The organism is Candidatus Cybelea sp. (assembly GCA_036489315.1).
Taxonomy (GTDB): Bacteria; Vulcanimicrobiota; Vulcanimicrobiia; order Vulcanimicrobiales; family Vulcanimicrobiaceae; genus Cybelea.
This window is the reverse complement of the sequence record DASXFZ010000061.1, coordinates 1-24,292: the sequence shown is the minus strand read 5'-3', so window position 1 is coordinate 24,292 and position 24,292 is coordinate 1. Positions and strand designations below refer to the sequence as shown.

The window sequence follows — 24,292 nt, the reverse complement described above, 5'->3', positions numbered from 1 at the left end:
ACGAGCGGATAGCTCGTTCCGTTCTGATACTCATCGCCGAACATGACGGCCTGCGAGAGTCCGTTGAACTGCGTTCCGGAAATCGAGTACGTCTTGCCGGGCTTCACGGATTTCGGCGACGTCGAAATTGTTGGAGCCCAGGAACTCTTCGGCTTTCCGGTCGGGCTGTAGAGATCGACGCTCCCTCCGAACATCGCGACCTGACCGGTCGGGAGCAAGAGCGGCGGGCCGCCCTCGCGGCCGATTCCGGTGAACGTCGAACCGTTCCATTCATACAACTCGCCGCTCACACCGAAGACCAGAACGTTGCCGTTGGGCTCGAGAACGGCAAACGAGTCGCCGGCGTTATCGCCGCTGGGGAAATCCGGACCGGCGGTCCATTTGCCGCTGGCGATGTTATAGATCGCGGTGTGGCCGGTGCCTGCGCCGCTGCCGCCTTGACCGGAGCCGGTGGCAAAGACCGTTCCGTCGGGCCGCAGCATCGCCGGGCCGATCTCGCCGGGAGGAAGGTAACAGTCTTGAGGCTTGGGACCGTACTGCAGACACGACTGATAGGGCGACTGCGATCGCAGATCGACGATCGTCGAGCCTGCGGTCGTCCATTTGTTTGCAGACGGATCATAGATCTCAGAGTTGGGCGCGTTTAGGACGTCTTCGGTGAGAATCTTTCCGTCGGGAAGCAGCGTCCAGCCTTCCTCGGCGTTCCAGTCCGACTTTCCGTTTTTGGCACTGAGCTTTTTCCATTTGCCGCTCGCGGGATTGTACAGGGCATCCTGCTTCATCAGCTTGTCGCCGATGAGGTACTGACCGTTGGGGAGCAGCATTGAGGGCGAATCGCCGATCCAGCCCCAGCCGCTGGGGTGGCCAATCTTCGTCCACGTATTCTTGAGCGGGTCGTAGATCGCGCCGAGATTGACGAGCTGCAGGTCGTAGTTGCCCGGGATGTTATACTCACCGCCGCTGATCAATAGACGTCCGTCGGGCAGAACGGCCGAGGCGTAAGCATCGGGCGCATATCCCGACGGAAGCGACGCGACTTGCGTCCACGTTCCGTTGACGTAACTTCCAGAGGAGTCCGGCACGTACTTGTACCAGCTGCCCCAGTTGGTCTCGCCCTGGGCGAGGACCGAGCCATCGGTCATCAGGAACGCCAGCTGCATGTAATCCGGCGGCGAATGGCTGCCCGCCTGAAAGCGCGGGGAGAGATGAGCGGCCGGCCCGGCGAGGCCGCCGGCCGCGGGAAGAAGCGAGCGGTTACCGGAGCAGCCGGCAGAGCCGGCAGCGATGGCTGCCGCCAACGCAAAAAAAACAAACTTGTTCCGGAAGAGAAGCACGTGGAGACCTCCAGTTGCATCGAGAGTAAGCCCGAGGGGGTTCGAAACTCTTCCGGCGTTTCCCGCCGCTGGTCTCGGCGTACTGTTTCCGGTATCCCTTACGAGGCGAGCGCGGCCTTTAGGACAATCTTCGTCGAATCGCGCGTCGACTGAATCTGCACGCTATCCATGCACGCGTGCATCAGCTCGATGCCGCGCCCGCGCACGTCCGATCGGGCGAACGGCTTCCAGTGACCGAAGTCTTCGATCGTCATCACCAGCTGCCGGCCGTTGTGCTCGAGCCTTAGACGAATGAGACCTGGCGGCGCATCGCGGTATCCGTGCTCGATGGCGTTGGCGACTGCCTCGCCGAGTGCGATCAGGAGATCGAAACGACGCTCGCCGTCGACCCCGAGCGGCTCGATATCGCGCTCGACGATTGCGCGCGCGATCGGCGCGGCGATCGGAACGGCCGAAAAAAGATAGGTCGATACCGGTGCGGTGCGCGAAAGCAATAAAACGGCGGCATCGTCGCGATTCGGCGTGCCGCGAAAGACTCGCTCCAGTAGCGCCGCTGCGGGATCTTCCACGTGCGAGCCGGGCTCGCCGCACTCGCGTACGAGATTGCGCACGACTTCGAGCAGACGCTGTTCTCCGGCTATCGGAGCGCGTTCGTTCTCGATTAATCCGTCGGTATAAAAGACGGCCGAGGCGCCGGCAGCGAGGGTAAAGGTCCAGTCGCGGCTCTGGACCGCGGGCGCACAGCCCAGCGGCAGACCGCCGCCGGGTAAGCGCCGAGCGAAGCCGCGCGGCAACGCCAGCAGCGGCGGCGGATGGCCGGCGACCGCATAGACCAGCGTGCTCGTCTGCGGATCGTAGATGCCGAAGATCGCGGTGACCATTCCGACGGAGTCCTGCAGCGCGATGATTTGATTGACGTGCTCGAGCACGCTTGCGGGGCTCGCTGCGGCAACCGCAGCGGCCCGGATCGCTTGACGCACCTCACCCATGATGACGGCGGCCTCGAGACCGTGGCCGGCGACATCGCCGAGCGAAATACCGACGCGCTGATCCGCTAAGCTAAACGCGTCGAACCAGTCGCCGCCGACCTCTGCCTCGGCGCTTGCCGGCCGGTACGCTGCGTAAAATTCCGCGCCGTCGATGGTTGGCAAACGCTCGGGGAGCAGCGCGCGCTGCAGCCGATCGGCGACGCGGTGTTCCCGCATCATTAGCACTTGTCCGCCGAGCACGACGGCCAGCTGCGTCGCCAGCAAACGGATCGCTTGACGCACCACGTCGTCGAACTCTTGGCCGGCGGGGGCCTGACACGTTATTCGTCCTAACGCGCGGCGGCCGTCGTTGAGCGGCTGGACTATCGTCCGCTCGCCGCCCGCGTGCGGATCGAAGCTGCCGGCCTCGGCCCGAAAATCGCAACGTTCGACCGCTTCGGTCGAAACGTCGATCGAACAGTAGCGGCAGAAATCCTCAACCAACGAACCCGCGATCTGCGCAAGCGCTTCATCGATGTCGGGACAAAGCCGCAAGGCGTGCCCGGCTTGGACCAAGACTTCCAGTACGCGGTTAAGCCGATCGTCCGGGCGATCAAGCGAGCGCACCACTCGTTCTTCTCCAGGTCCCGCCAATGTTAAACGCTATCTCTGAGCGGGAACAAACCGAGGGCTACCCTGGGAGACTTCATCATGCCGACCACTGCTCCAAAGCGAGAGGCGACTGCGCGCGGGCAACGCCGGCTGCTCGCCGCGCTGCGCGCCTCCCGCCGTGGCGACTTCACCGCGCGGCTTCCACTCGACCTCTCTGGTGTGGAGGGTGAAATCGCCGCTGCCTTCAACGACTGCATAGAGCTCAACGCCGGCCTCGCAAAAGAGCTGGAGCGCGTCAGCACCGTCGTCGGCCGCGAAGGACGGATCTCGCAACGAGCCTCGCTCGGACCGGCGAAGGGCGCGTGGCGCGAGTACATCGACTCCGTGAACTCCCTGATCGCCGACCTGACGCACCCGATGGCCGAAGCGCGACGCGTGCTCGGCGCGGTCGCTAAGGGCGACCTTTCTCAAAGAATGGCCCTCGAGACCGACGGGCGCCCCCTCAAGGGCGAATTTCTTCACTCCAGCCGATTGATCAACACGATGGTCGGCCAGCTCAATGCCTTTGCGTCGGAGGTCATTCGGGTTGCGCGCGAGGTTGGTTCCGAGGGAAAGCTCGGCGGCCAAGCCGTCGTCAAAGACGTCGCGGGGACCTGGAAAGATCTCACGGATTCGGTCAATACGATGGCCGGCAACTTGACCAACCAGGTGCGCAACATCGCCGAGGTCACGACCGCCGTCGCGAACGGCGATCTTTCCAAGAAGATCACCGTCGAAGCGCGCGGTGAGATCCGCGAGCTCAAAGGCACGATCAACACGATGGTCGACCAGCTCAACGCGTTTGCCTCCGAGGTGACGCGCGTCGCGCGCGAGGTCGGCTCCGAGGGAAAGCTCGGCGGCCAGGCGACCGTCAAGGGGGTCGCCGGAACCTGGAAAGACCTCACCGATTCGGTCAATACGATGGCCGGAAATCTGACGAACCAAGTCCGCAACATCGCGGAGGTGACGACCGCCGTCGCCAAGGGCGACCTTTCGAAGAAGATCACCGTCGACGTTCGCGGTGAGATCCTCGAACTCAAAGACACGATCAACACGATGGTCGACCAGCTCAACGCGTTTGCCTCCGAGGTGACGCGCGTCGCGCGCGAGGTCGGCTCGGAAGGAAAGCTCGGCGGACAGGCTGAGGTCGAAGGCGTCGCCGGCACTTGGAAAGATCTTACCGATTCGGTCAACACGATGGCCGGCAACCTCACCTCGCAGGTTCGCAACATCGCGGAAGTGACGACCGCCGTCGCTACCGGAGATCTCTCCAAAAAGATCACCGTCGACGTTCGGGGCGAGATCCTCGAGCTCAAGGGCACGATCAACACGATGGTCGATCAGCTCAACGCCTTCGCCTCGGAGGTGACGCGCGTCGCGCGCGAGGTGGGTTCCGAAGGCCGTCTCGGCGGCCAGGCCGAGGTCCAGGGCGTCAGCGGCACGTGGAAAGACCTTACCGACTCGGTGAACTTCATGGCGTCGAACCTGACGTCGCAGGTACGCAACATCGCCGACGTGACGACCGCCGTCGCGAAAGGCGATCTTTCGAAGAAGATTACCGTCGACGTTCGCGGTGAGATCCTCGAACTGAAGAACACGATCAACACCATGGTCGATCAGCTCAACGCGTTTGCCTCGGAGGTGACGCGCGTCGCGCGCGAGGTCGGTTCGGAGGGAAAACTGGGCGGCCAAGCGCAGGTCGTCGGCGTTAGCGGGACGTGGAAGGATCTCACCGACTCGGTGAATTTCATGGCGTCCAATCTTACGTCGCAGGTGCGCAACATCGCCGACGTCACGACCGCCGTCGCTAACGGCGACCTCTCGAAAAAAATTACGGTCGCGGTCCGCGGCGAGATTCTCGAGCTGAAGAACACGATCAACACGATGGTCGACCAGCTCAATGCCTTCGCCTCCGAGGTAACGCGCGTGGCGGTGGAGGTCGGCTCCGAGGGCCGCCTCGGCGGTCAGGCCGTCGTGAAGGGCGTGGGCGGGACGTGGAAAGATCTTACCGATTCGGTCAACACGATGGCCGGCAACCTGACGAACCAAGTCCGTAACATTGCCGAAGTGACGACCGCGGTCGCAAAGGGCGATCTCTCGAAAAAGATCACGGTCGACGTTCGCGGCGAGATCCTCGAGCTCAAAGGCACGATCAACACGATGGTCGACCAGCTCAACGCCTTTGCCTCCGAAGTGACGCGCGTGGCGCGCGAGGTTGGTTCCGAAGGAAAGCTCGGCGGTCAGGCGCAGGTCGTCGGCGTCAGCGGTACGTGGAAGGACCTCACCGATTCGGTAAACTTCATGGCGTCCAATCTTACGTCGCAGGTGCGCAACATCGCCGACGTTACGACGGCCGTCGCCAACGGCGACCTCTCGCGGAAGATCACCGTCGACGTTCGCGGCGAGATCCTCGAGCTGAAGAATACGATCAACACGATGGTCGACCAGCTCAACGCGTTTGCTTCCGAAGTAACACGCGTGGCTCGTGAAGTCGGCTCGGAAGGGCGGCTCGGCGGCCAGGCGATCGTCAAAGGCGTCAGCGGCACCTGGAAAGATCTCACCGACTCGGTGAACTTCATGGCTTCGAACCTGACCTCGCAGGTGCGCAACATCGCCGACGTCACGACCGCCGTCGCCAACGGCGATCTCTCGAAGAAGATCACGGTCGACGTGCGCGGCGAGATCCTCGAGCTCAAAGATACGATCAACACGATGGTCGACCAGCTCAACGCGTTTGCCTCCGAGGTGACGCGCGTCGCGCGCGAAGTCGGTTCGGAGGGACGGCTCGGCGGCCAGGCACAGGTTCGCGGCGTCGCGGGCACCTGGAAAGATCTCACCGATTCGGTCAACCGGATGGCCTCGAACCTCACCTCGCAGGTGCGCAACATCGCCAAGGTGACGACCGCCGTCGCCAACGGCGACCTCTCCAAGAAGATTACCGTCGACGTCATGGGCGAGATTCTCGAACTCAAAGACACGATCAATACGATGGTCGACCAGCTCAACGGGTTCGCGTCGGAAGTGACGCGCGTCGCGCGCGAAGTCGGATCGGAAGGAAAGCTCGGCGGGCAGGCGCGCGTCCCCGGAGTGAGCGGAACGTGGAAGGACCTCACGGACTCCGTGAATTTCATGGCGTCGAACCTTACGTCGCAAGTGCGCGGCATCGCGCAGGTCGTCACGGGTGTCGCCAACGGAGATCTCAAGCGCAAGCTGACGCTACAGGCGGCCGGCGAGATCGCGCTGCTGGCGGAGACGATCAACGGCATGATCGACACGCTCGCCACGTTCGCCGACCAAGTGACGACCGTCGCCCGTGAGGTCGGCTTCGAAGGAAAGCTCGGCGGCCAGGCTGAGGTTCCGGGTGCCGCGGGCCTCTGGCGGCGGCTGACCGACAGCGTCAATCAGTTGGCCGCGCAGCTGACCTCGCAGATTCGCGCGATCGGCGAAGTGGCGACCGCCGTGACCAAGGGCGATCTCTCTCGAGCCATCGAGGTCGAGGCGCGCGGCGAGGTTGGCCAGCTCACCGAGAACGTCAACGAGATGATCCAGAACCTGCGCGACACGACGCGCAAGAACACCGAGCAGGACTGGTTGAAGACCAACCTCGCGCGGTTCACCGCGATGCTGCAGGGTCAGCGCGACATCAAGACGGTCAGCCGGTTGATCATGTCCGAGATCGCGCCGCTGATCGACGCGCAGACGGGAGCCTTTTACGTCAACGAGCCGACGGCCGAAGCGCCGTTGCTGCGCTTGATCGCAAGCTATGCGATCTCAAACCGCAAATCGGCCGCGGCGATCGTTCGCGCCGGCGAGGGGCTCGTCGGCCAATGCGCCATCGAAAAACGCCGGATCTTGCTGACCGAGGTTCCCGGCGATTATCTCGCGATCGGTTCGGGACTCGGCTCGACGGAGCCGATCTCTCTGATCGTCATGCCGGTGCTCTTCGAAGGCGATGTGAAAGCGGTGATGGAGCTCGCCTCGGTGCGGCACTTCAGCGAGGCGCACCTCCTCTTCATCGAGCAGCTGACCGAGTCGATCGGCGTCATCCTCAACACGATTGCCGCGTCGATGCGCACGGAGGAGCTGCTCAAACAGTCGCAGGCCCTGACGACCGAGCTGCAGAGCCAGCAAATGGAGCTGCAGCACACCAACGACGAGCTCGAAGAGAAGGCGCGCCTGCTGCAAGAACGCAACGCCGAGGTCGAGCGGCGGACCCGAGAGATCGACGAGGCGCGGCTGGAGCTCGAACGCAAGGCCGAGCAGCTTTCGCTCACCTCGAAATACAAGTCGCAGTTTCTGGCCAACATGTCGCACGAACTGCGCACGCCGCTCAACAGCCTGCTGATTCTCTCGCGGCAGCTGGCGGAAAACTCCGAAGGCCGAATGTCTTCCAGAGAAGTAGAGTTCGCGCGAACGATTCACGGTTCGGGAGCGGATCTGCTCCGGCTGATCAACGACATTCTCGATCTCTCGAAGATCGAGTCGGGCACGACCTCGCTCGATCTTCAGGAGATCGCGTTCTCGCAAATCCAGGATGAAGTCGAGCGAACCTTCGATCAAATAGCGCAGGACAAACAGCTCGACTTTATCATCCGCTGCGACGAGGATCTGCCGCAGACGCTCCTAACCGATCCGACGCGGCTGCAGCAGATCCTCAAGAACCTGCTTTCCAACGCGTTCAAGTTCACGAACGAGGGCAGCGTCGGCCTCCACGTCACGACGCTTCGCGAGCACGGCGTCGCCGGGATCGCCGGGCCGGCCGTCGCGTTTTCGGTGACGGATACCGGCATCGGAATTCCGCACGAGAAGTTCAACGTGATTTTCGAGGCATTCCAGCAAGCCGACATGGGGACGTCTCGCAAGTTCGGAGGGACGGGCTTGGGCCTGGCGATCAGCCGCGAGATCGCCGCGCTGCTCGGCGGCGAGATCGTCGTGGAGAGCGGCGTCGGGCACGGCAGCACGTTTACGTTCTATCACCCTCTCGAGCGCAACGTCACCGGCGGCACGGAGGAGCGGATCGTCCGTCCGGTTCCGCGCACCGTCGCCGAAGATCGGCCCCATCGTGAAATCGAAGACGATCGCGAACGCATCGAAGCCGCCGATCGCGTTTTGATGATCGTCGAAGACGACGTCGTCTTCGCGCGGATTCTGCTGGGTCTGGCTCGCGACCGCGGCTTCAAAGGCCTGGTGGCCCTCTCGGGCGCTGCCGGGCTGGCGCTGGCGCGGCGTTTCCGCCCGGATGCGATCACCCTCGACATCGGTCTGCCCGACGCCGACGGCTGGAGCCTCCTCCAAGAGTTCAAAACCGATCCCGCAACGACGGACATTCCGGTGCACGTGATCTCCGGCGCCGAGCAGTGGCAGCGCGCACTCGACTTCGGTGCGGTCACGCACCTCAAGAAGCCGGTAACCGAAGAGGCGCTCACCGAGACGTTCGACTCGCTGCTCGGCTTCGTCGGCGATGGTTCGAAGAATCTGCTGCTCGTCGAGGACGACATCACGCAGCTCAACGCGATGATTCGCTTGATCGAGAGCGGCGAGATCGCCGTGACGGCCGTGCGCAGTGCCGCCGAGGCGCTCGAGGCGCTTACACAGCAGCGATTTGACTGCGTCGTCGTCGACTTAGGGCTGCCCGATCTCCCGGGCCACGAGCTGATCGCCCAGATGAGGCGCACGGTCTCCGGTGCGAGCATGCCGATCATCGTCTATACCGCACGCGATCTCACGCGCCAGGAAGAACGGCGCCTCGCTGAAATTAGCGAGGCGGTAATCGTGAAGGACGCGATGGCGCCCGAGCGGCTGCTCGACGAGACGCGTTTCTTCCTCAACCAGGTCGAATCGAGGCTGCCGTCGCACAAGCGAACGCCCTTGGACGCGGCCTCCTCGCCGAGCCCGTCGCTGGCCGGGCACCGCGTGTTGATCATCGACGACGATGCACGGAACATCTTCGCGCTGCGCAGCGCACTCGAAGGATGCGCGATCGAGGTGCTCAGCGCCGAGAGCGGGCAGGAAGGAATCGGCTTGCTCGAACGAACCCCCGGCGTCGACATCGCGCTGATCGACATCATGATGCCGGAGATGGACGGATACGAAACGATTCGCCGGATTCGCGCCGACGCGCGCTTCGCCGATCTTCCGATCATCGCGTTGACGGCGAAGGCGATGCGCGGCGACCGCGAGAGCTGCATTGCGGCGGGCGCCTCGGAGTACATCAGCAAGCCGGTCGATATCGATCGCCTGATCGCGCTGTTGCGTGTATGGTTGAACAGATAGCGAGCCCCGCAGCGCACGGCCTGCACGAGAACGAGCTCGCCGATCTCGAGCTCAGCCTGCTGCTCGAGGCGATCCTTCGTTCGAGCGGTTACGACTTCGGCGGGTACACGCAGGCCGTTCTCAAGCGACGCGTCGCCGAACGCGTGCGCGCCGAGGGCGTCGAAACGATCTCCGGTTTACAGGAGCGCGTGCTCCACGACCCCGCTGCGCTTGCGCGATTCGCCCTCGCGATGTCGAGCGGAACCGGGCGGCTCTTCGCCGATCCGGAGTTCTTCTCAGTCTTCCGCTCGCGCGTCGTCCCGCTGCTGCGCACGTACTCGTTTGCGCGCATCTGGGTGCCGCACTGCGGCCGGGGCGAGGACGCCTATTCGCTCGCCGTTCTCTTAAAGGAAGAGGGGCTATTCGAACGGGTGATGATTTATGCCACCGACCCGAGCGAACTCGCCGTGGCCGCGGCGCGAACCGGGACCTTCGAGCTCGATTCGGGCGACGACCCCCGCGCGGCTCACGCCGCCACCGGATCGAACGTGCCGCTCTCGCAAACTGCCGAAGTCGACGGCCGGACGCTGCGCTTTCACGACGAGCTCCGCCGGCAGATCATCTTTGCGCGTCACGGTTTGGCGACCGACGAGTCGCTCAACGAGTTCCACGTGATCGTTGCCCGCGACGTGCTTCGCCAATTCAACAAAACGCTTCAGTTTCGCGTGCACAATCTGTTTTTGTGCAGCCTTATCCGGCTCGGCTTCCTTTGTTTGAGCTCCAACGAGAGCCTCAAGCTGACGCCCCATGAGGGAGTCTTTCGCCGCTTCGCGGAGCCCGCGGCAATTTACCGGCGACTGCGATAAGCGCGGCCGGAGGTCAGGCGGAGAGTCGGAAGCCGGGCCGATCGTAGCTAAAAAGCGCTGAAGGCAAGCATTTCTTAAGCCTCCGTAATCGCGGCTTAAAGATCGCTTGCTAGCATCATCGCTATGGAGGCCGTCGGCTCCGAGCAGGCCGAGCTGCTGATTGCGCGCTGCTCCTTTTCCGACGCTGCGCGACTTGTGGGCGATCGCCTATTGCCCGTCGTGTACGCACTGGCCGGAGACGACGCCAACCTCGCAGCCACGATCGCGCCGCAACTCGTCGCCGCCCGCAATGCGGCAGGCGCAGCTTCCTATTTTCAAGCGCTGGAAGCGCCGCCCGACTCGACCGATTATCTCTGCGCCGCCGTCGTGCTCTCGTGGAGCTCCGAGCCTTCCGCGGTCTTCGATCTCTTTCGCGAGGCGCACGACCGCGCGATCGACGAGAACCGCTTTCATTTCGCGGTCGGCGCGCGCGAGCGACTGGCGCATCACGCCGTGCTTTTCGGCGAAGTCGACGTCGCGAAAACCGCGCTCGAAGACGCGATGCGCCTCGCGGGCGCGCAGCGCCTCTTGCGGTGGCAACTCCGGGCCGCCGCCGCGGCGGCGCGCCTGGCGTTCGACAGCGGCGAGCTCGAACGGGCGATCCAGCTCGCAACTCGTGCGCGTGCGCACGTGCGCAGCCCTGAAGAGCTGGCCTTGCTGGCCGCCGCCGGCGCCGGCGTCGCGGTTGCGTCCGGCGATGAAGCGTTTCTGCGGGAGTGGACCTCCTCGGAGATTTCCGGCGTCGCGCTTCGGTCGACGGTTCGTGAAAGCGCGATCGCCGCAACGATCGCGCTGCTTGCACCCACCGAAACGGCGCCGGATCCGGTGGCGGCGATCGCGCTGCGCCGCTGCATTTTGGCCAGCCGAGGCGTGACCGGCGCCGTCGAGCTGCTCTCGCTAGCAGCCCGGTACGGCGACGTCGAGGAGGCGCGCCTCGCGGCCGACGCTCTCGGCGCGTTCGCCGCGCCGAACCGTAAATATTTGAAGGCTCACGCTTTGCTCGCGCGGGCGCACGTGCTCTTCCGGTGCGGCGAACGCGGCGCGGGCATCGACCACGCCGGCGACGCCGCGCGAGCCTTCAACGCGATCGGACTGCGGCGCTGGATGAACGAAGCGATGCTCCTGCTCGTCAGACAAGAGGACGAGAACTACCCGCGGCGGCGGCGCGGACGCCCGCTGGGCTCCACGCTTACGAGTCGCGAACAGCAGGTCGCGCATCTGATCCGGCGCGGGGCGCGCAATCGCGAAGTTGCCGCGGCACTGCAGATCAGCGAGCACACCGTGGAACGCCACGTGAGCTCGATTCTCGGTCGCCTCGGCTTGCGTTCGCGCTGGCAAATCGTCGACCCCAAGAACGCCTCGGAACATTAACTTTAGCTCAACATCGCTTAACGATACCCGCGACTTCCGGGATGCGACCCCGATTGGACATCCCCTAGCATCGGGTGGTGAAGCTCTCGGCGAGCTTAACGCCCCTTCCGCTGCTTCTGGGAGTAGAGTTTGCTCAAAAGCCTCCTACGCGTAAAGAAGCGCGTGCTGCTGTTCGGTTTTTTAAGCATGGCCGCCCCGGCCGCAACCACCCTCGCCGAGACCGCTGGAATCGTATCGGGTACCGTCACCGACGACCGCACCCGCGCTCCAATTGCCGGCGTCGCGGTCGTCGCGAAATCGCCGAGCGCGACCTATCATACGGTGACCGATGCGAAGGGGCAGTACCGCTTTTTGAGCGTCCTGCCCGACAACTACTCGATCACGTTTACCAAGAGCGGGTACGCGTCGTACTCGACGATCGTCGTCGTCGTCAACGGTTCGGCGCAGAAGGTCGACGCGCCGATCTCGCGGACGCTCAAGATCATCGCTTCGACGCACGCGCGGTCGCCGGGAAGTGCCTTCCAGCGCGGGATGACGATCGACACCTACACCGTTACCGGCTCGCAGATCGACATGGTTCAAGGTAAATCGTTCAACACCAACGAGAACCAGTTGCTGCGCAGCATTCCCAGCGTCACGATCGACAAGAGCGGGACGGTCTCGATTCGCGGCGGCTTCGCGTTTGAAGCGGCGTACGAGTTCGAAGGGATCGACTACACCACGCCCTCTGCCAACCTGCAGAACACGCTCCAGAACATCTCCAATTTCGGCTTGCTCAACGGCGTCGGCAGCGTGCAACTGATACCGGGCGGCGGCGACGCGACCCACGGCGACACCGGAACCGGCCTCGTGCTCTTCACGGCCAAGCACGGCACGTACCCGAGCTACTTTCACGTCGATGCCGAAGCGCAGATGTTTCCCTACCTGCATCAGTTGGGGCTGGAGTGGGGCTGGGCCGATCCCTCGCAGCGCTTCTCGAACTACGCGGGCTTCATCGCCGAGCGCAAGGCCTTTCAATACGGCATCCCCGGCACGGCGGCCAATACGCTGGGAACGCTCGGCACCAATGCCGCGACCTTGGGCAGCACGATCGATCCCAATCTGGTCTACTATGCTCCCTCCTACCTCTCGTCGAACGACTTCGTCGACAACGCGATCTACCGCTTCGGGAAGAACAACAGCCAGCGGCTGCAGTTCTTCATTCAAGACCAGGCGATCACGCAGACGCTCGACTACGGCGGATTTCAGTTTCTGCCGTACATCTCAGGCGGCACGACCGCCGGCAGGTGTGCGCCGTATCCGGTTAACGGCCCAGGCGGCCCCGTGAACACGCACCAGCAGAACTTTGCCTGCGATTCGCTGATCCCGCTCTTCCCCGGGCAACCGAACACTTACGCTTTCGTCTCGAACCCCGATACGCTAAAGAGCCCGTTTCTCGCCTACAAGTTCGAGTACGGCGCGCAGCTGGGCGCGACGACCGCGGTGACGGCGCGCTACTTCCGAACCTTCGAACAGCAGTCGCAAGATATGCCGGCGCAAGGAATTTTTGCCGATCCCTACGGCGGCACGCGGACCGCCGGTCAGATCGACTTTACGACGCAGCTGGGCGAGAAGAACCTGTTCAGGTACGGCGCGATCTATCAGTGGGTCGTGCCGTACGGCAATCGCTACGATTTCACGTCGTACAGCGCCTTTACGACCCCCTCGTTCGTCGTGACGTATCCGATCACGCACCCGAACCAGCCGCTGCCGCTGCCCTATACCTATACGGGATTGCTGCCCAACAACAACCCGGCCGCTCAGCAAGGCATGGAACAGGATTTCTTCTCGCCGTCGTTTTGCAGCCAGATCGGCCTGCACTCGAACTGCGGCTACCTGAGCTCGTACTTTCCCGGCGGGGTGCGCTTTCCGTTTGAGGAAGACATTTCGACCGTCGGCCAGCAGCAGTACGGCGCCTACCTTCAGGACAGCATGGACCTGAGCAACAAGTGGAAGACCGAACTCGGGCTGCGCCTCGACGGGTACAACTTTCAGATCCCCACACAGGTGGGCGCGCCGGCCTCGATTCCCGCCGTCGAGCATCAACGTCTCTACGAGCCGCACTTCGACATCTCGTACGCTCCCGATAACCGCGACACGTTTCGCTTGGGCTTCGGGCACACGCTCTCGATGCCGATTCCCAGCCTGCTCGGCGCCGACGTGAGCCGCGCGCCGTACGCGGCGTTCGAGCGGATCCCGTCCTACGACAACTCTACGGGCAAAGCCGCGGTCTTTTGCGGTCCGCTGGCCAACCAGCTCTGCAACAGCTACGCCGACCAGCTCTACTGGCTGACCCGCGACTATCGCTACGGCAGCTCGACGCTGGAAGCGCCGCTCGTCGGGGCGACCTTCACCAACTTCGATCTTTCTTGGGCGCACGAGTTTCGTGACGGCTCGGCGATCAAACTCACGCCGTTCTACCGCCGCGGATACAACGTCATCGAGCAGACGGCGCAGATCATCGGCTACAACTACCAGACCGGTTCGCCGGTATTCGGCGACGTTCAATACTCGAACTTGGGCATTCAAAAGGCGACGGGCATCGAGGCGCTCTACAATCGCGACGTTCCGGTCGGCATCTCGATGCAGATCGGCGCGACCTACATCAGCCAGTTCGGCAACGAGCCGCCCGGGACGTTCCTGCAGCCGGCGGCGCTCGCGCTCGGGACCGTCTATCGCTCTCCCGATCTCTCGCCGTTCCAGATGAACGCCGCCTTCGACTATAAGAGCGCGCACGGTTGGCGAATCGATCCGGTGATCGGCTTCAACGTCGGCTATCCATACGGGCAGGGTTACTACACGGCGGTCTACTGCAACGGCGTTCCCGTCATCGTCCCTTCGTCCAGCCTCTCGGTCATCTACTCCCAAACGCCGGGGTACATCGATCCGCTCGATCCCGGTACGTGCACGAAGCCGAACATCGCGGCGACCCGCGGCATTCACGAACCGGGCCTCGCCGGCGGATTGCTCACCACGCCGCGGGTTGACGTCGACCTCACCGTCGAGTACCGCCCGCCGACCCAGATGAAGGTGCTCAGCCAGTCCGTCTTTGGGCTGCAGGTCGTCAACCTCTTCAATCAGCTGTACAACGTGCCGGTTTACAACGGCTGCTACGGCGCGCCGGTGAGCACCGGCTTGGCAAGCGGCAACGCGCCCTGCACCTATTCGACGGCACCGTACGCACCGCCGGACGTCTCCGCGCACAGCTCGTCGCCGTACTTGACGTATCCGAATCTTCCGCCGATATCGTTTCGGTTCTACTACCAGGTGAAGATATGACCCGATCGTTCGCAGCGTTCTTTGCTTTGAGCGCGGCCGCGCTTGGCGCCGCGTTACTTGCCGGCTGCGGAAACGGAGGCGCCTCCGAACCGTTGCAAACCTCGGTCGATCCCGCGGCGAATTCGAAGCTCCAGTTTGCCGTCGGCGTCGCGACGCTGGCGTCGGCGAATGGCTCGAAGATCGCCTACGGACTGAACGAAGTCGCGACGCTGCGCCAATCCAACGGCCTTTCCGGAACGCTCTACAACGTTCCGATGATCATCGGCCCAACGACCTTCGACGTTCTGATTTCGACGCAGACGGGCCAGGAGGTGCAGAACGCCGGCAACGATCTGGGAACCAATCACATTACCTGGGGCACGCTCAATCAGTCGACATGGATCGGACCCCTGCGCGGTCTCAAGCAGGCCTCGAGCGGCGCCTTCGGCTATGGCCTCTGTCCCTGCAACTCCGATTCGGGGCCGGTCAACGGAACCACACCGCTCTATCAGGCGTACACGCTTCCGATCTACGGTAACAACCTGGAGCTCTGGTATGGCGGTCCGCCGGCATTCCCGCAAGCCGGACCGACGTTGATCGCGCTGGGATGGCTGGGCTATTCGCTAGGCTTTACGACCTTTGCGGTGCAGCCGGTGGTCGGCGCATACCACTTCTATGCAGCGGTGCCGCCGTCGTTCGACACGCCGGCGAATCCCACGCCGAGCCCCAATCCAAACGGCTCGCCGACGCCGCCGCCCGGGATCCTCGCAGCGGGCGCGCAGCTGGGATCGCTCAAACCGCTGCCGCCCTTTGGAACGCCCGCGTTCTCGCCGGACGGCAAGGGCGGCGGAAAGCTCGCGCTGACGGTTCCGACCGGTGCGAGCGAATCGCTGGTCGAGGTGTTTGCGCTACACGGCGGCAACGGCGTCTGCGCTCAGTCCCACACGACGGATTCCTACTACACGCTCGTCACGCATAAGCCCGGAACGCAAACGTTAGTGCTCGCCGACGACCTCGGGCCGCTTACGGAGTCGGGGCAGAAGACGCCGACGATCTGTCACGGCCAGAGTTACGATGTTTACGCTGCCGCGCTCGACTACCCGGCGTACGAATCGTCCTATCCGCAGAATCTTTCGGAGCTGCCGCTGATCAAGGGGCCCAACGGGCAAGCCGACGTGAGCACCTCCGATAAGCTCTTTGGGCTCTATCCATGATCTGCTCAAACCGCGTCGGAATTCGACTTCGTTCGCTCGGTGCGATCGCGGTGCTCGTCGCAGCCTCGGGTTGCGGCGGAAATTTCAGCACGCCTAATGGTCCGGTCGTCGGAACGCCTGGCCACGGCGGGCCGCCCCCCACGAAGCTCGTCGACGTGAAGGTGACGGTAACGATCCCGCCGCGCGGCGGCGCGCGGCCGAACTATCTCTCGTACAACACGCAGTCGCTCTCGATCGTGCTCCTCTCGGTCGGCGGCAGCGGCGTGACCGGCGTAAATCCGACGATCATGAACACGCTGCCGAAGTCGCACGACTGCAAAGGGAACGCGCAAGAGACGCTGTGCACGTCGACGGCAAAGGGCTCTCCCGGAGAAGACGTCTTCAGCGTGACCGCCTACGACGGCCCGGGGGCGACTGGAAAGGTGCTTTCGGTCGGCACGATCGAAGCAAAAATTTCCGGCGACAACGGAAACCTCGGGATCAGCAACCGCGTCCCATTGACGCTCGGCGGCGTCATCGCCTCGCTGAAGCTCTCCCTCGTTCCTAATAAAGGAAAGCGCGGGCAGCGGGCGACCGTCGCGGTTACGCTCGACGCCTACGACGCCAGCCGCGCGCTGATCGTCGGGCCGAGTGCTTATTCGCAGCCGATCGCGCTCGCCGTGCAGGGCGACACGGACAACGCCTTCCGTTTGCACGACGGCAAGCGCTCCGGCGAGACGCTTTCGATCGCCAAACCAGCCTCGGGGCTCACGATGACGTACGACGGCGATACGCAAGCCGGTTCGGTCTCCGTTGCCGCCGATGTCGACGGTCCGAGCTCGATCAGCGCAAGCGCGAGCTTCCCCCTAACCGGCAAACAGCCGCCGCCGCCGGTGGGAACGATCTATGCGCTCAATTTGGGCTCGGGCGGCGGTCAAGGTGCGACGATCACCGAGTACGACGGTAAGTCCGAGGGCAACGCGTCTCCGACGCGGACCTTGTCGCTCGATAAGCAGCTCTACGCCGTCAGCCTCGCCGTCGATTCGGCGGGGAACATTTACGTCGGCTACTTCGACAACAGCCTTGGCTACAATCCCGCGACCGGCGCTCCCGATACGGGCAACGAGATCGCGATCTACGCGGCGACGGCGAGCGGCGGCGATCAGCCAAGCGCGGTGCTGACCGCGAGCCCGAGTTCGAGCACGGCGCTCTTTCCAATCTTCATCGCCTTCGATCCTACGGGCCGCCTGGTAACCTATGGCGCGACGACCGTCGACAAAAATGGCGGCGACGCGGTTCTGCTCTACGCCGCGGGCAGTTCGGGACAGGCCACACCCGAAGACGCTTTCGCGTTCAACTCGCCGACGATCCACTATTCCGGGCCAACGGGGCTCAGCGTTGATTCGGCCGGTAACGTTTATACCAACGGCACGTTCAAGCTGGGATTCAGCAATGCGTACGGTATGTACACCGCATCTGCCGACGACATCGGCAATCCTGGTGCGTCCCCGTCGCGGATCATTCCCTGGGACGCGAAGACGAAGCTCAATGCCGGCGAGACGACCGATGTTGCTCTCAACAATAGTGGGGAGATATTCATCGCCAACGTCGTCAAGAACGGGAGCGGCAACGGCACGACGTGCCAGGCCGCGGTGAACGTCTATGCCGCCGGCGCGCAGAGCGGCAGCACGGACAACGCGCCGCTTCGTACGTTAACGCTCGACGGCATCAAAGCTGCGGGTACGGAGTGTACGGACACGTTCAATCCGCTGCTCTTCTACTTTCCCGAGATACAGATCTACGGCGGCTCGACGCTATTTGCGGTCGACACGTTCAACGACGCGATCGACGAGTTCGCATCAACTGGCCAGGGCGTCGTCAAGCCGGCGCTGCGCATCGCCGGTTCCGCGACGCGGCTCGACGGCCCCGTAGCACTCGCCATCACCTCAGTTTCCGGTTCGGCCACGGCCGGTCCGGTTACCGGCGCTCGCGCGCCGGAACGATTCCCTTTCAAGCACCAAAACGCTCGATAAAGGAACAAGATCCACATGAGAAAGATCCTCTTTGCCCTGACGGCGGCGGTACTGCCGGCGCTCGCGCTTAGTGCGTGCAGCGGCGGCAACACCGCGCCCGCTTCGGGCATGTCCACGCTGCCGAACCTTGCGCAGCAGGGGCGCGTCCATCGCGACGATACCAGCGCTCACGACCTCCACGCGGGAGGTTCTAGTTTTGCGGACTACGCCTATAACCTCGGAAACCAGCCGACGGGCCTCTACACTCAATCCCAAGCCGCGCCTCCGCCTGGCTCGGTAAACTACGGTGCGGAGCAGACCTTCGGGAACAGCCACCAAGTCTACTACTGCAGCACCGGCAGCGGCACGGGCCGCAAAGAGTTTACGGGCGCGGTATCGGTCGGCGCGAGTGCTTGCGCGGCCCTTGGGCTCAGCCCGGTCGGGTTCGGTGGTCGTAAAGATCCGATCGACTTCGTCGGCAGCGACGCCGGCCTTGCCTCAACGGAGTGCTGCGGCTCAGGAACGCCTTACAACACGAACTATGCGTCGACCTACGGCCAGCCGTTCGAGATCCCGGTCTTCGGCGGCCCGGTCTCCTACGGATACATCAACACCTCCGGGCACGGGCTTACGGGACTCGGGAGCGGGGTCCTGAAGCTCTCTACCTGGACCTCCTGCGCGATTACTAACGGCACGATTGGCTATTGGGATGATCCGGCTATCACCGCTGACAACGGCGGCACTGCGGTTGCCGGACACCAGCCGATCTCCTTCTTCTATCGTTCCGACGGCAGCGGCACGACCTACGCCTTCGAGCTTCATCTCGCCAACACCGCGAGCGGATGTAATCAGACCTTCCATGCACCCTACAATAAGGCCCCGTACGCGGGCGGCGGCCGGAGCGCGGCCTGGACGTTCCCCCCGGTCACTACCTCCGGAAACTGGACTGGACCGACGGGCACACAGCCCTCCGGCTCGGTCTTTGAAGGCGAATCCGGCAACCCGGGTGTCCTCGAGGGCATTCAGGGTACGCTTGGTACGGGCTTCCCATATGCAACGGGCTACGTCGAAGGCGCCTGGGTGGCCGGGGCCAGCAACCCAAGCGTCGCTCAAGCTTCGCTCCTCACGACGGGCAATACGTTCGTGAAGCCGACCGACAGCGCCGCGGTGGCGTTGGCTCTTCAGAAAGCCAATACCATCACCTACGGTGAAGGCGATGACGCGATCTCGCTCGGCTCGAGCACGCCCTGGTGTCAGCTCTTCGTGAATCCGAGTCTCTACGCCGCAAGTCCTTACAAGCCGGCGAAGGGCGCGTATCCGATCGTCAGCCTGACGTACCTGGACTTCTACGGAAAGCATAACGGCACGCACTACAACGACCTCAAGAAATACATCACCTACTTCACGGGAACGGCAATTAACACGGTTATCGCTCCGCTGGAGTACTCCCCACTCATCAGCAAACTAAAGCGGGCCGACTTAACCGCTCTCAGAGGCAGCGGATCTCATGCGCCCTGCCTCAACCAGTAGCCCACTTCTTAGCAACGAGAACTAGCCACGTTTATGCGCGTCGCCATGTGCGGCGCGCATAAACTTAACATCTTGGAGATTCCGAATGAGCGTTTCCAGGTTTGCATTTGCGATCGCCGGCGGCATCGCGGCGTTGAGCGGGTGCGGCGGCTCGAGCTCGAGCTCTAGCGGAATGCCGCCTGCGGCGTCCCTTACCATCCGCGTGCGCTTCGCCGAGGCGGCTCCCGAGCTCGAGACGATCATCAACGGGGTGCCAGGACCAATAGGTTCTCCATACCTGCGCGTAAACGGCCAGAGCATCAGCTCCCAGTTCGGCTACGGCACAATCACGCCGTTTCTCACTATGACCCCCGGAACGAAGTCGATGACGGCTCTGAACATTCTGGGTTATCGCGTCGGTCCGTTCAAATCATCGCCGCTGACTGGCGGCAAGAACTACACGCTCGTACTCGTCGGAACCTATCCGCGCTACCGGGTTCTGACCTTCGAAGAGCCCGGCGGCTCAAAGGGCGGGGCGCAGCTATCGTTCTACGAAGCCTCGCCGGCGGTGCCCAAGGCAGACTTCGGGAGCTTTAACGCGTCTTCGCAAACGAATTTCAAACGCCTCGGGAGCGCGACGCTGGGCAACGTCGCGACGGTCTCGCTGGGCGGGCAGGTCACCAACTTTGGCGCCTACGCGGGCAAAGGGACTACGCCCTTTGTTTGCGGCACCGGCACCAGCACCGTGCCCTGCGGTCAGGTCACGCCCGCGGATGTTGATTCCTTCAATAAGCGCAACGTGCTGCCGTTTCATAACGCGTCGCGGTTCTCGCTCTTCCTGTTCGATTCAGACCAAAGTAACCCAAGCGGTCCGCCTGGACCGGTTTTCGGGAGCCTCGACCGATGAAATTCTCCGCGATCTTTGCGGCGATCGTTGGAATCGGCGCCGCGGTCGTCGCAGTCTCCGGCTGCGCGAACGTTGGACCGGCTCCAATCTCGGGGGGTATTCCGGTGCCGCCGAACCCGACGCCGCCGGCCAACTGGCTCTACGTCGACCATCTCGGAACCTTCTACGCGTATCACCTTCCACTGACCGCCGGCGCGAAACCGGCGCGAACGCTCGAAGAGTGGCCAGGGCTCGCGGGGCCGCCGGCGATCGCCGTCGGGCCCTACGGCGAAGTGGCGCTTGCGAGCACTGAGTCAATTCGCATCTTCAAGCCTCCGATCGTTTCGTTTGCGCAGTCGCACGCGAAGCTGTCGATCAAACTGACGCCGGCGATTACCGAGGTCGGGCCGTACGGCGCCGACCTCGTCGATATGGAGTACGATCCGAACGATAACCTGTGGCTGCTCAACAACCTCGGCCATGAGATCTCGGAGCTGCGTTCGCCGATTTCGAAAAAAAGCGTTGCCGCGGTGCGGATTGCGTTCGGTCAGCCCGGTTCAAAGACCGCCGGTTTTTCGACGCTGATGCAGGCGCGTTTCGACGTGAATGCGGCGCTCTACGTTTACGCTCGGGCAACGACGATCGCACGTCTCTTCAAACTCTCTTTTCCCTACGCAAAACAGCCGTCGTCGCTAGGCCTCGACCTCGCGCAGGCGAACTTCGTCGATCCCAGTCAGTACCTTCCGACGGCAAGCAATCCAGCGAGCCTGCTCTTGGGGCAATATACCGGCGCACTGCGCTCGCCGAGTCCGGGCTCTCCGCCATCGCCGCCGGTGAACGTTATGGGCCAGTTCGACGAGCCGCTGCAGCCCGTACAAGGGCTCTTCCCGAACGAGCATTCCAACACGATCGTTTCCGCGCTAGCGGCCGATCCTCCGCGCCTGCTCTTTTACACGCTCGCGCTCGCCGACGGCAGTCTGTCCGCCTACACGTTGCCGATGCAGCCGCTTGCAAAGCCGAAGTTTTCGATTCGCTGCCTTGCCGGCGCGAGCGGCTGCGCCGCACACGATCACCTCTTTCTCGCGCCCTGAACGTCGCACGGCACGACCATAGCGGGCACGGACGCCGCGCGCACGACGCCTTCGGCGACGCTGCCCATGAGCAGTCGCTCCAAACCCGAGCGACCGTGGGTGCCGAGCACGATGAAGCTTGCCGGAAGTTCCGCCGCAAGCCGCTCGATCTGCTCGACGGGCGCGCCGTCGGGCACGCGCGCGCTGACGTGAACCTTCGAGCCGGCACGGGCGACGGCGCGGTCGATGATCTCCTTTCCTTCCGCGCGCAAAACCTCGATCGATTCTTCGACAAGCTGCGCGGCGCCGGCGCTCATCGCGGCGGCTCGCCCGAGGTCGAGCACGTGACAAATGACAATCTCGGCGCCCAAACTCGACGCGAGCTCGACGGCGAAATCGAGCGCGTGCATCGAGCAATCGGAACCATCGACGGGAACGAGAATCGGCTTCATTCTACTCGCTTATCGCCGAGGCGTCGGCACCTTCCCGCCGCGCGGCTCTAGCGAACGAAGACAAAGGCTGCCGCGACGCCGGCGACGGCGAGCAGGGAGAGGATGGCGGCCGGAATCGCGCCCGCGCGCTGGCGCGAAAACGCGAGCGTATACCCCGCCTTGAGCGCGTTGTTCGACGATGACGCGATCAGAATCGCGGCGGCGGCCGTACTCAGTCCGACTCCGGCGGCGCCGCCTTGCGCGAGGCTCAGCACGAATGGGTCGATATCCGTGACGCCGACGATCGCGGCGAGAACGTAGACCCCAGCATGGCCAAAGGTATGCTGCGCGAAGGTCGCGAGCATCGAGACGACAACGAAGAGCGCGGCGAAAATCAGCGCGGTCGACAGCTGCAGCGGATTCGAGAAGTCACCTTCGGCCGGCGCGGCTCCGTGCGAGCGTGCTCGCTGGGCTGCGGCCAGCGCGCTCACTGCCGCAAGCGCAATCAGCGGCAACACCAGCAGCCGGGCCAGTGCGAGGTTGAAGAGCGCGCATACCATCAGGATCCGCAGGTACATCACCGCCGTTGCGGCGACGATGCCGGCTTGCAGCGGCGGCGTCATCCCTTCGTCGCGCGACCGGCGCGAAAGCACGACGGTCGTTGCCGTCGACGAAATGAGTCCGCCGAGAATCGAGCTCACCAGCATTCCGCCGTGCGGAAGGACGAAGCGCTGCAGCAGGTAACTCGCGTACGAGATCGAGGAGACGGCGACGACGGCCAACCAGATACCGAATGGCGTAACCGTCGTATACGGGATGACGGGGAGCCCGGGCAGCAGCGGCAAGACGACGCCGACGAGGATCAGGAACTGTCCGGCGGTGACGATCTCGGAGGCGGGAACGCGGTTTGCCAGGTCGTGCAGCGTACGCCGTCCGCCGAGGAGGAACACCGCGGCAACGGCTACGGCGATGCAGAACCAAATCGGCGCCGTGACGCACAACGCGCCGAGAATGAATGCGAGCAAATTGCACGCCGGTACGACAAACGAACCTTCGGCGGCCTCGCTTTCCACTTGGTGCGCAACGTGTGCGTAGATCCACCCGCCGACGACGAGCAGGCCCGCGATGAACGCGGCGGCGTAGTGCGGCTCGAGAAGATAGAGTGCGCCGCCCGCGAGGGCGAGCAACGGGAAGGTGCGCACGCCGCCGGGCCGGTGCGGCATCTCATCGGCATAGAACCCTTCAAAGGCAAACCCGAAGAAGAGCGCGAGCCCCAGAAGAAGCGCCAGCCGTTCCACGCCGGGAGGCGCCATGCTTGCGGCCATTCGACTGCTCGGATAGAACTCACGAAGCCGCTCTTCCTGCCGCGCTTTTGCAGACACTGCCGCTGTGCTGCAGATGCTCGAGCACGACGAGCTGCGCCGTGAGGCGTGCTGCGCATTATAGAAAGGATTCGTTTGCGAGGAGCACGGAGAAGAGTGCGATGATGCGAGCCGTGCTCCCCGTCGTGGCGTTAACGCTCTGCGCCTGCACCGCAGCGTATGGCGAGCGCGTGCACGAACAGTTTCACCAGACGCTCGAGAGCGGCAACTCGCCTTCGGTTACCGTCGACAACGTCGCCGGTACCGTGACGATCCAAACGTGGACAAAAGCATCGGTCGACGTCTCCGCCACGAAGTACGGCTACGACGCCTCGCAGCTGCGCGGAATAACGATCGGCGTTAGCAGCGGTGCGGCCGGCATATCGATCAAGACGCACTACGAGAGTGACGACCACAGCGGCGGCGTGCGCTACACGATCACGGTTCCCGTGGCGTCTTCGCTGGACGTCGGCAACGTCGCGGGCTCGGTTCGAGTCGCGGGCGTAACCGGCAACGTTATTGTCGAAACGCAAGCAGGCACCGTCGACGCGCTTCTCGGCCGCGTCGACGGCAATCGTTCGATCGACCTGCGGGCTACCACCGGAACGATCGCCTTGCGGATCGCGCGCGACAGCAGCGCGAGCGTCGAGGCGCAAAGCGTCGTCGGAAGTTTCTCGAGCGACTTTCCCGGCATCGGCCAGAGCCGAGAGAATATCGTCGGCTCTCGCGCCGCCGGGAAGATCGGAGCGGGCACGGCCCGCATTCGGCTAGCGACGACGACCGGAGCCATCTCGATCCGGACGATGCAGTGAGGCTCGCTGCCGCGCAGCAACCTCCGGCGGGGCGATGGGAGACGGCAAATCCCTGACGAAGGAGCGGCACCTATGCAATTTCGCATCGTCAGCCACGCCTGTTTGGATATTGAGGCTCGCGGCAAGCGGCTCGTCATCGACCCCTGGCTGAACGAACCGACCTATTGGTCGGCTTGGTGGCACGCGCCGCCGCCGCTCTTCGGACCAGATATTTTCGATGCCGACTACGTGTATATAACG

Annotated in this window: 14 protein-coding genes; 10 read left to right on the top strand and 4 right to left on the bottom strand. The window is 63.6% G+C overall.

Features of this window, described 5'->3' with window-relative positions:
* A partial coding sequence (locus tag VGG51_14395) for a hypothetical protein (GenBank protein ID HEY1884216.1) occupies positions 1-1,334 on the bottom strand: 1,334 nt, incomplete at its 3' end.
* A gap of 98 nt (positions 1,335-1,432) precedes the next feature.
* The gene (locus VGG51_14390; GenBank protein HEY1884215.1) at positions 1,433-2,932 is read right to left on the bottom strand and encodes a SpoIIE family protein phosphatase; all 1,500 of its coding nucleotides are present in this window, start codon (positions 2,930-2,932) and stop codon (positions 1,433-1,435) included.
* 81 nt (positions 2,933-3,013) lie between these two features.
* Between VGG51_14390 and VGG51_14385 the strand changes: the two genes are divergently transcribed.
* The 9 genes from VGG51_14385 to VGG51_14345 all read left to right on the top strand — a co-directional run bounded on the left by VGG51_14385 (position 3,014) and on the right by VGG51_14345 (position 21,469).
* Complete coding sequence (locus VGG51_14385) at positions 3,014-9,226, top strand: HAMP domain-containing protein (protein ID HEY1884214.1); 6,213 nt, start codon at positions 3,014-3,016, stop codon at positions 9,224-9,226.
* Complete coding sequence (locus VGG51_14380) at positions 9,211-10,071, top strand: CheR family methyltransferase (GenBank protein ID HEY1884213.1); 861 nt, start codon at positions 9,211-9,213, stop codon at positions 10,069-10,071. Before VGG51_14385 ends, VGG51_14380 begins: the two co-directional genes overlap by 16 nt.
* A 123-nt stretch (positions 10,072-10,194) precedes the next feature.
* Positions 10,195-11,481: a helix-turn-helix transcriptional regulator gene (locus VGG51_14375; GenBank protein ID HEY1884212.1), complete on the top strand. Its 1,287-nt coding sequence runs from the start codon at positions 10,195-10,197 to the stop codon at positions 11,479-11,481.
* A gap of 162 nt (positions 11,482-11,643) precedes the next feature.
* A complete protein-coding gene (locus VGG51_14370) occupies positions 11,644-14,799 on the top strand; it encodes a TonB-dependent receptor (GenBank protein HEY1884211.1) in 3,156 nt (1,051 codons plus the stop codon).
* On the top strand, positions 14,796-15,992 hold the full coding sequence (locus VGG51_14365) for a hypothetical protein (protein HEY1884210.1): 1,197 nt from the start codon (positions 14,796-14,798) through the stop codon (positions 15,990-15,992). Before VGG51_14370 ends, VGG51_14365 begins: the two co-directional genes overlap by 4 nt.
* Complete coding sequence (locus tag VGG51_14360; protein ID HEY1884209.1) at positions 15,989-18,004, top strand: hypothetical protein; 2,016 nt, start codon at positions 15,989-15,991, stop codon at positions 18,002-18,004. The genes VGG51_14365 and VGG51_14360 overlap by 4 nt, the downstream gene beginning before the upstream one ends.
* A 15-nt stretch (positions 18,005-18,019) precedes the next feature.
* Positions 18,020-19,513: a substrate-binding domain-containing protein gene (locus VGG51_14355; GenBank protein HEY1884208.1), complete on the top strand. Its 1,494-nt coding sequence runs from the start codon at positions 18,020-18,022 to the stop codon at positions 19,511-19,513.
* Positions 19,514-19,598: 85 nt separating this feature from the next.
* Entirely contained in the window at positions 19,599-20,399 is an 801-nt protein-coding gene (locus tag VGG51_14350; GenBank protein ID HEY1884207.1) for a DUF4397 domain-containing protein, read from the top strand.
* Positions 20,396-21,469, top strand: coding sequence for a hypothetical protein (locus VGG51_14345; GenBank protein HEY1884206.1), 1,074 nt, complete (start codon positions 20,396-20,398; stop codon positions 21,467-21,469). The genes VGG51_14350 and VGG51_14345 overlap by 4 nt, the downstream gene beginning before the upstream one ends.
* Here the strand turns inward: VGG51_14345 and VGG51_14340 are convergent.
* Positions 21,448-21,900 carry a universal stress protein gene (locus VGG51_14340; GenBank protein HEY1884205.1) on the bottom strand — a complete coding sequence of 151 codons (453 nt, stop codon included), beginning with the start codon at positions 21,898-21,900 and terminating at the stop codon, positions 21,448-21,450. The genes VGG51_14345 and VGG51_14340 overlap by 22 nt on opposite strands.
* 47 nt (positions 21,901-21,947) lie before the next feature.
* Positions 21,948-23,261 carry a DUF4010 domain-containing protein gene (locus VGG51_14335; GenBank protein ID HEY1884204.1) on the bottom strand — a complete coding sequence of 438 codons (1,314 nt, stop codon included), beginning with the start codon at positions 23,259-23,261 and terminating at the stop codon, positions 21,948-21,950.
* Between the two features lie 101 nt (positions 23,262-23,362).
* On the opposite strand from VGG51_14335, the gene VGG51_14330 reads away from it, so the two are divergent.
* On the top strand, positions 23,363-24,052 hold the full coding sequence (locus tag VGG51_14330; GenBank protein ID HEY1884203.1) for a DUF4097 family beta strand repeat-containing protein: 690 nt from the start codon (positions 23,363-23,365) through the stop codon (positions 24,050-24,052).
* Positions 24,053-24,292 lie beyond the last annotated feature (240 nt).

What these genes read in the sequence shown, in the direction of transcription:
- VGG51_14385 (HEY1884214.1), top strand. Translation starts at nt 3,014, where the DNA reads ATGCCGACCACTGCTCCAAAGCGAGAGGCGACTGCGCGCGGGCAACGC.
- VGG51_14380 (HEY1884213.1), top strand. Translation starts at nt 9,211, where the DNA reads ATGGTTGAACAGATAGCGAGCCCCGCAGCGCACGGCCTGCACGAGAAC.
- VGG51_14375 (HEY1884212.1), top strand. Translation starts at nt 10,195, where the DNA reads ATGGAGGCCGTCGGCTCCGAGCAGGCCGAGCTGCTGATTGCGCGCTGC.
- VGG51_14365 (HEY1884210.1), top strand. Translation starts at nt 14,796, where the DNA reads ATGACCCGATCGTTCGCAGCGTTCTTTGCTTTGAGCGCGGCCGCGCTT.
- VGG51_14360 (HEY1884209.1), top strand. Translation starts at nt 15,989, where the DNA reads ATGATCTGCTCAAACCGCGTCGGAATTCGACTTCGTTCGCTCGGTGCG.
- VGG51_14355 (HEY1884208.1), top strand. Translation starts at nt 18,020, where the DNA reads ATGAGAAAGATCCTCTTTGCCCTGACGGCGGCGGTACTGCCGGCGCTC.
- VGG51_14350 (HEY1884207.1), top strand. Translation starts at nt 19,599, where the DNA reads ATGAGCGTTTCCAGGTTTGCATTTGCGATCGCCGGCGGCATCGCGGCG.
- VGG51_14345 (HEY1884206.1), top strand. Translation starts at nt 20,396, where the DNA reads ATGAAATTCTCCGCGATCTTTGCGGCGATCGTTGGAATCGGCGCCGCG.
- VGG51_14340 (HEY1884205.1), bottom strand. Translation starts at nt 21,900, where the DNA reads ATGAAGCCGATTCTCGTTCCCGTCGATGGTTCCGATTGCTCGATGCAC.
- VGG51_14330 (HEY1884203.1), top strand. Translation starts at nt 23,363, where the DNA reads ATGATGCGAGCCGTGCTCCCCGTCGTGGCGTTAACGCTCTGCGCCTGC.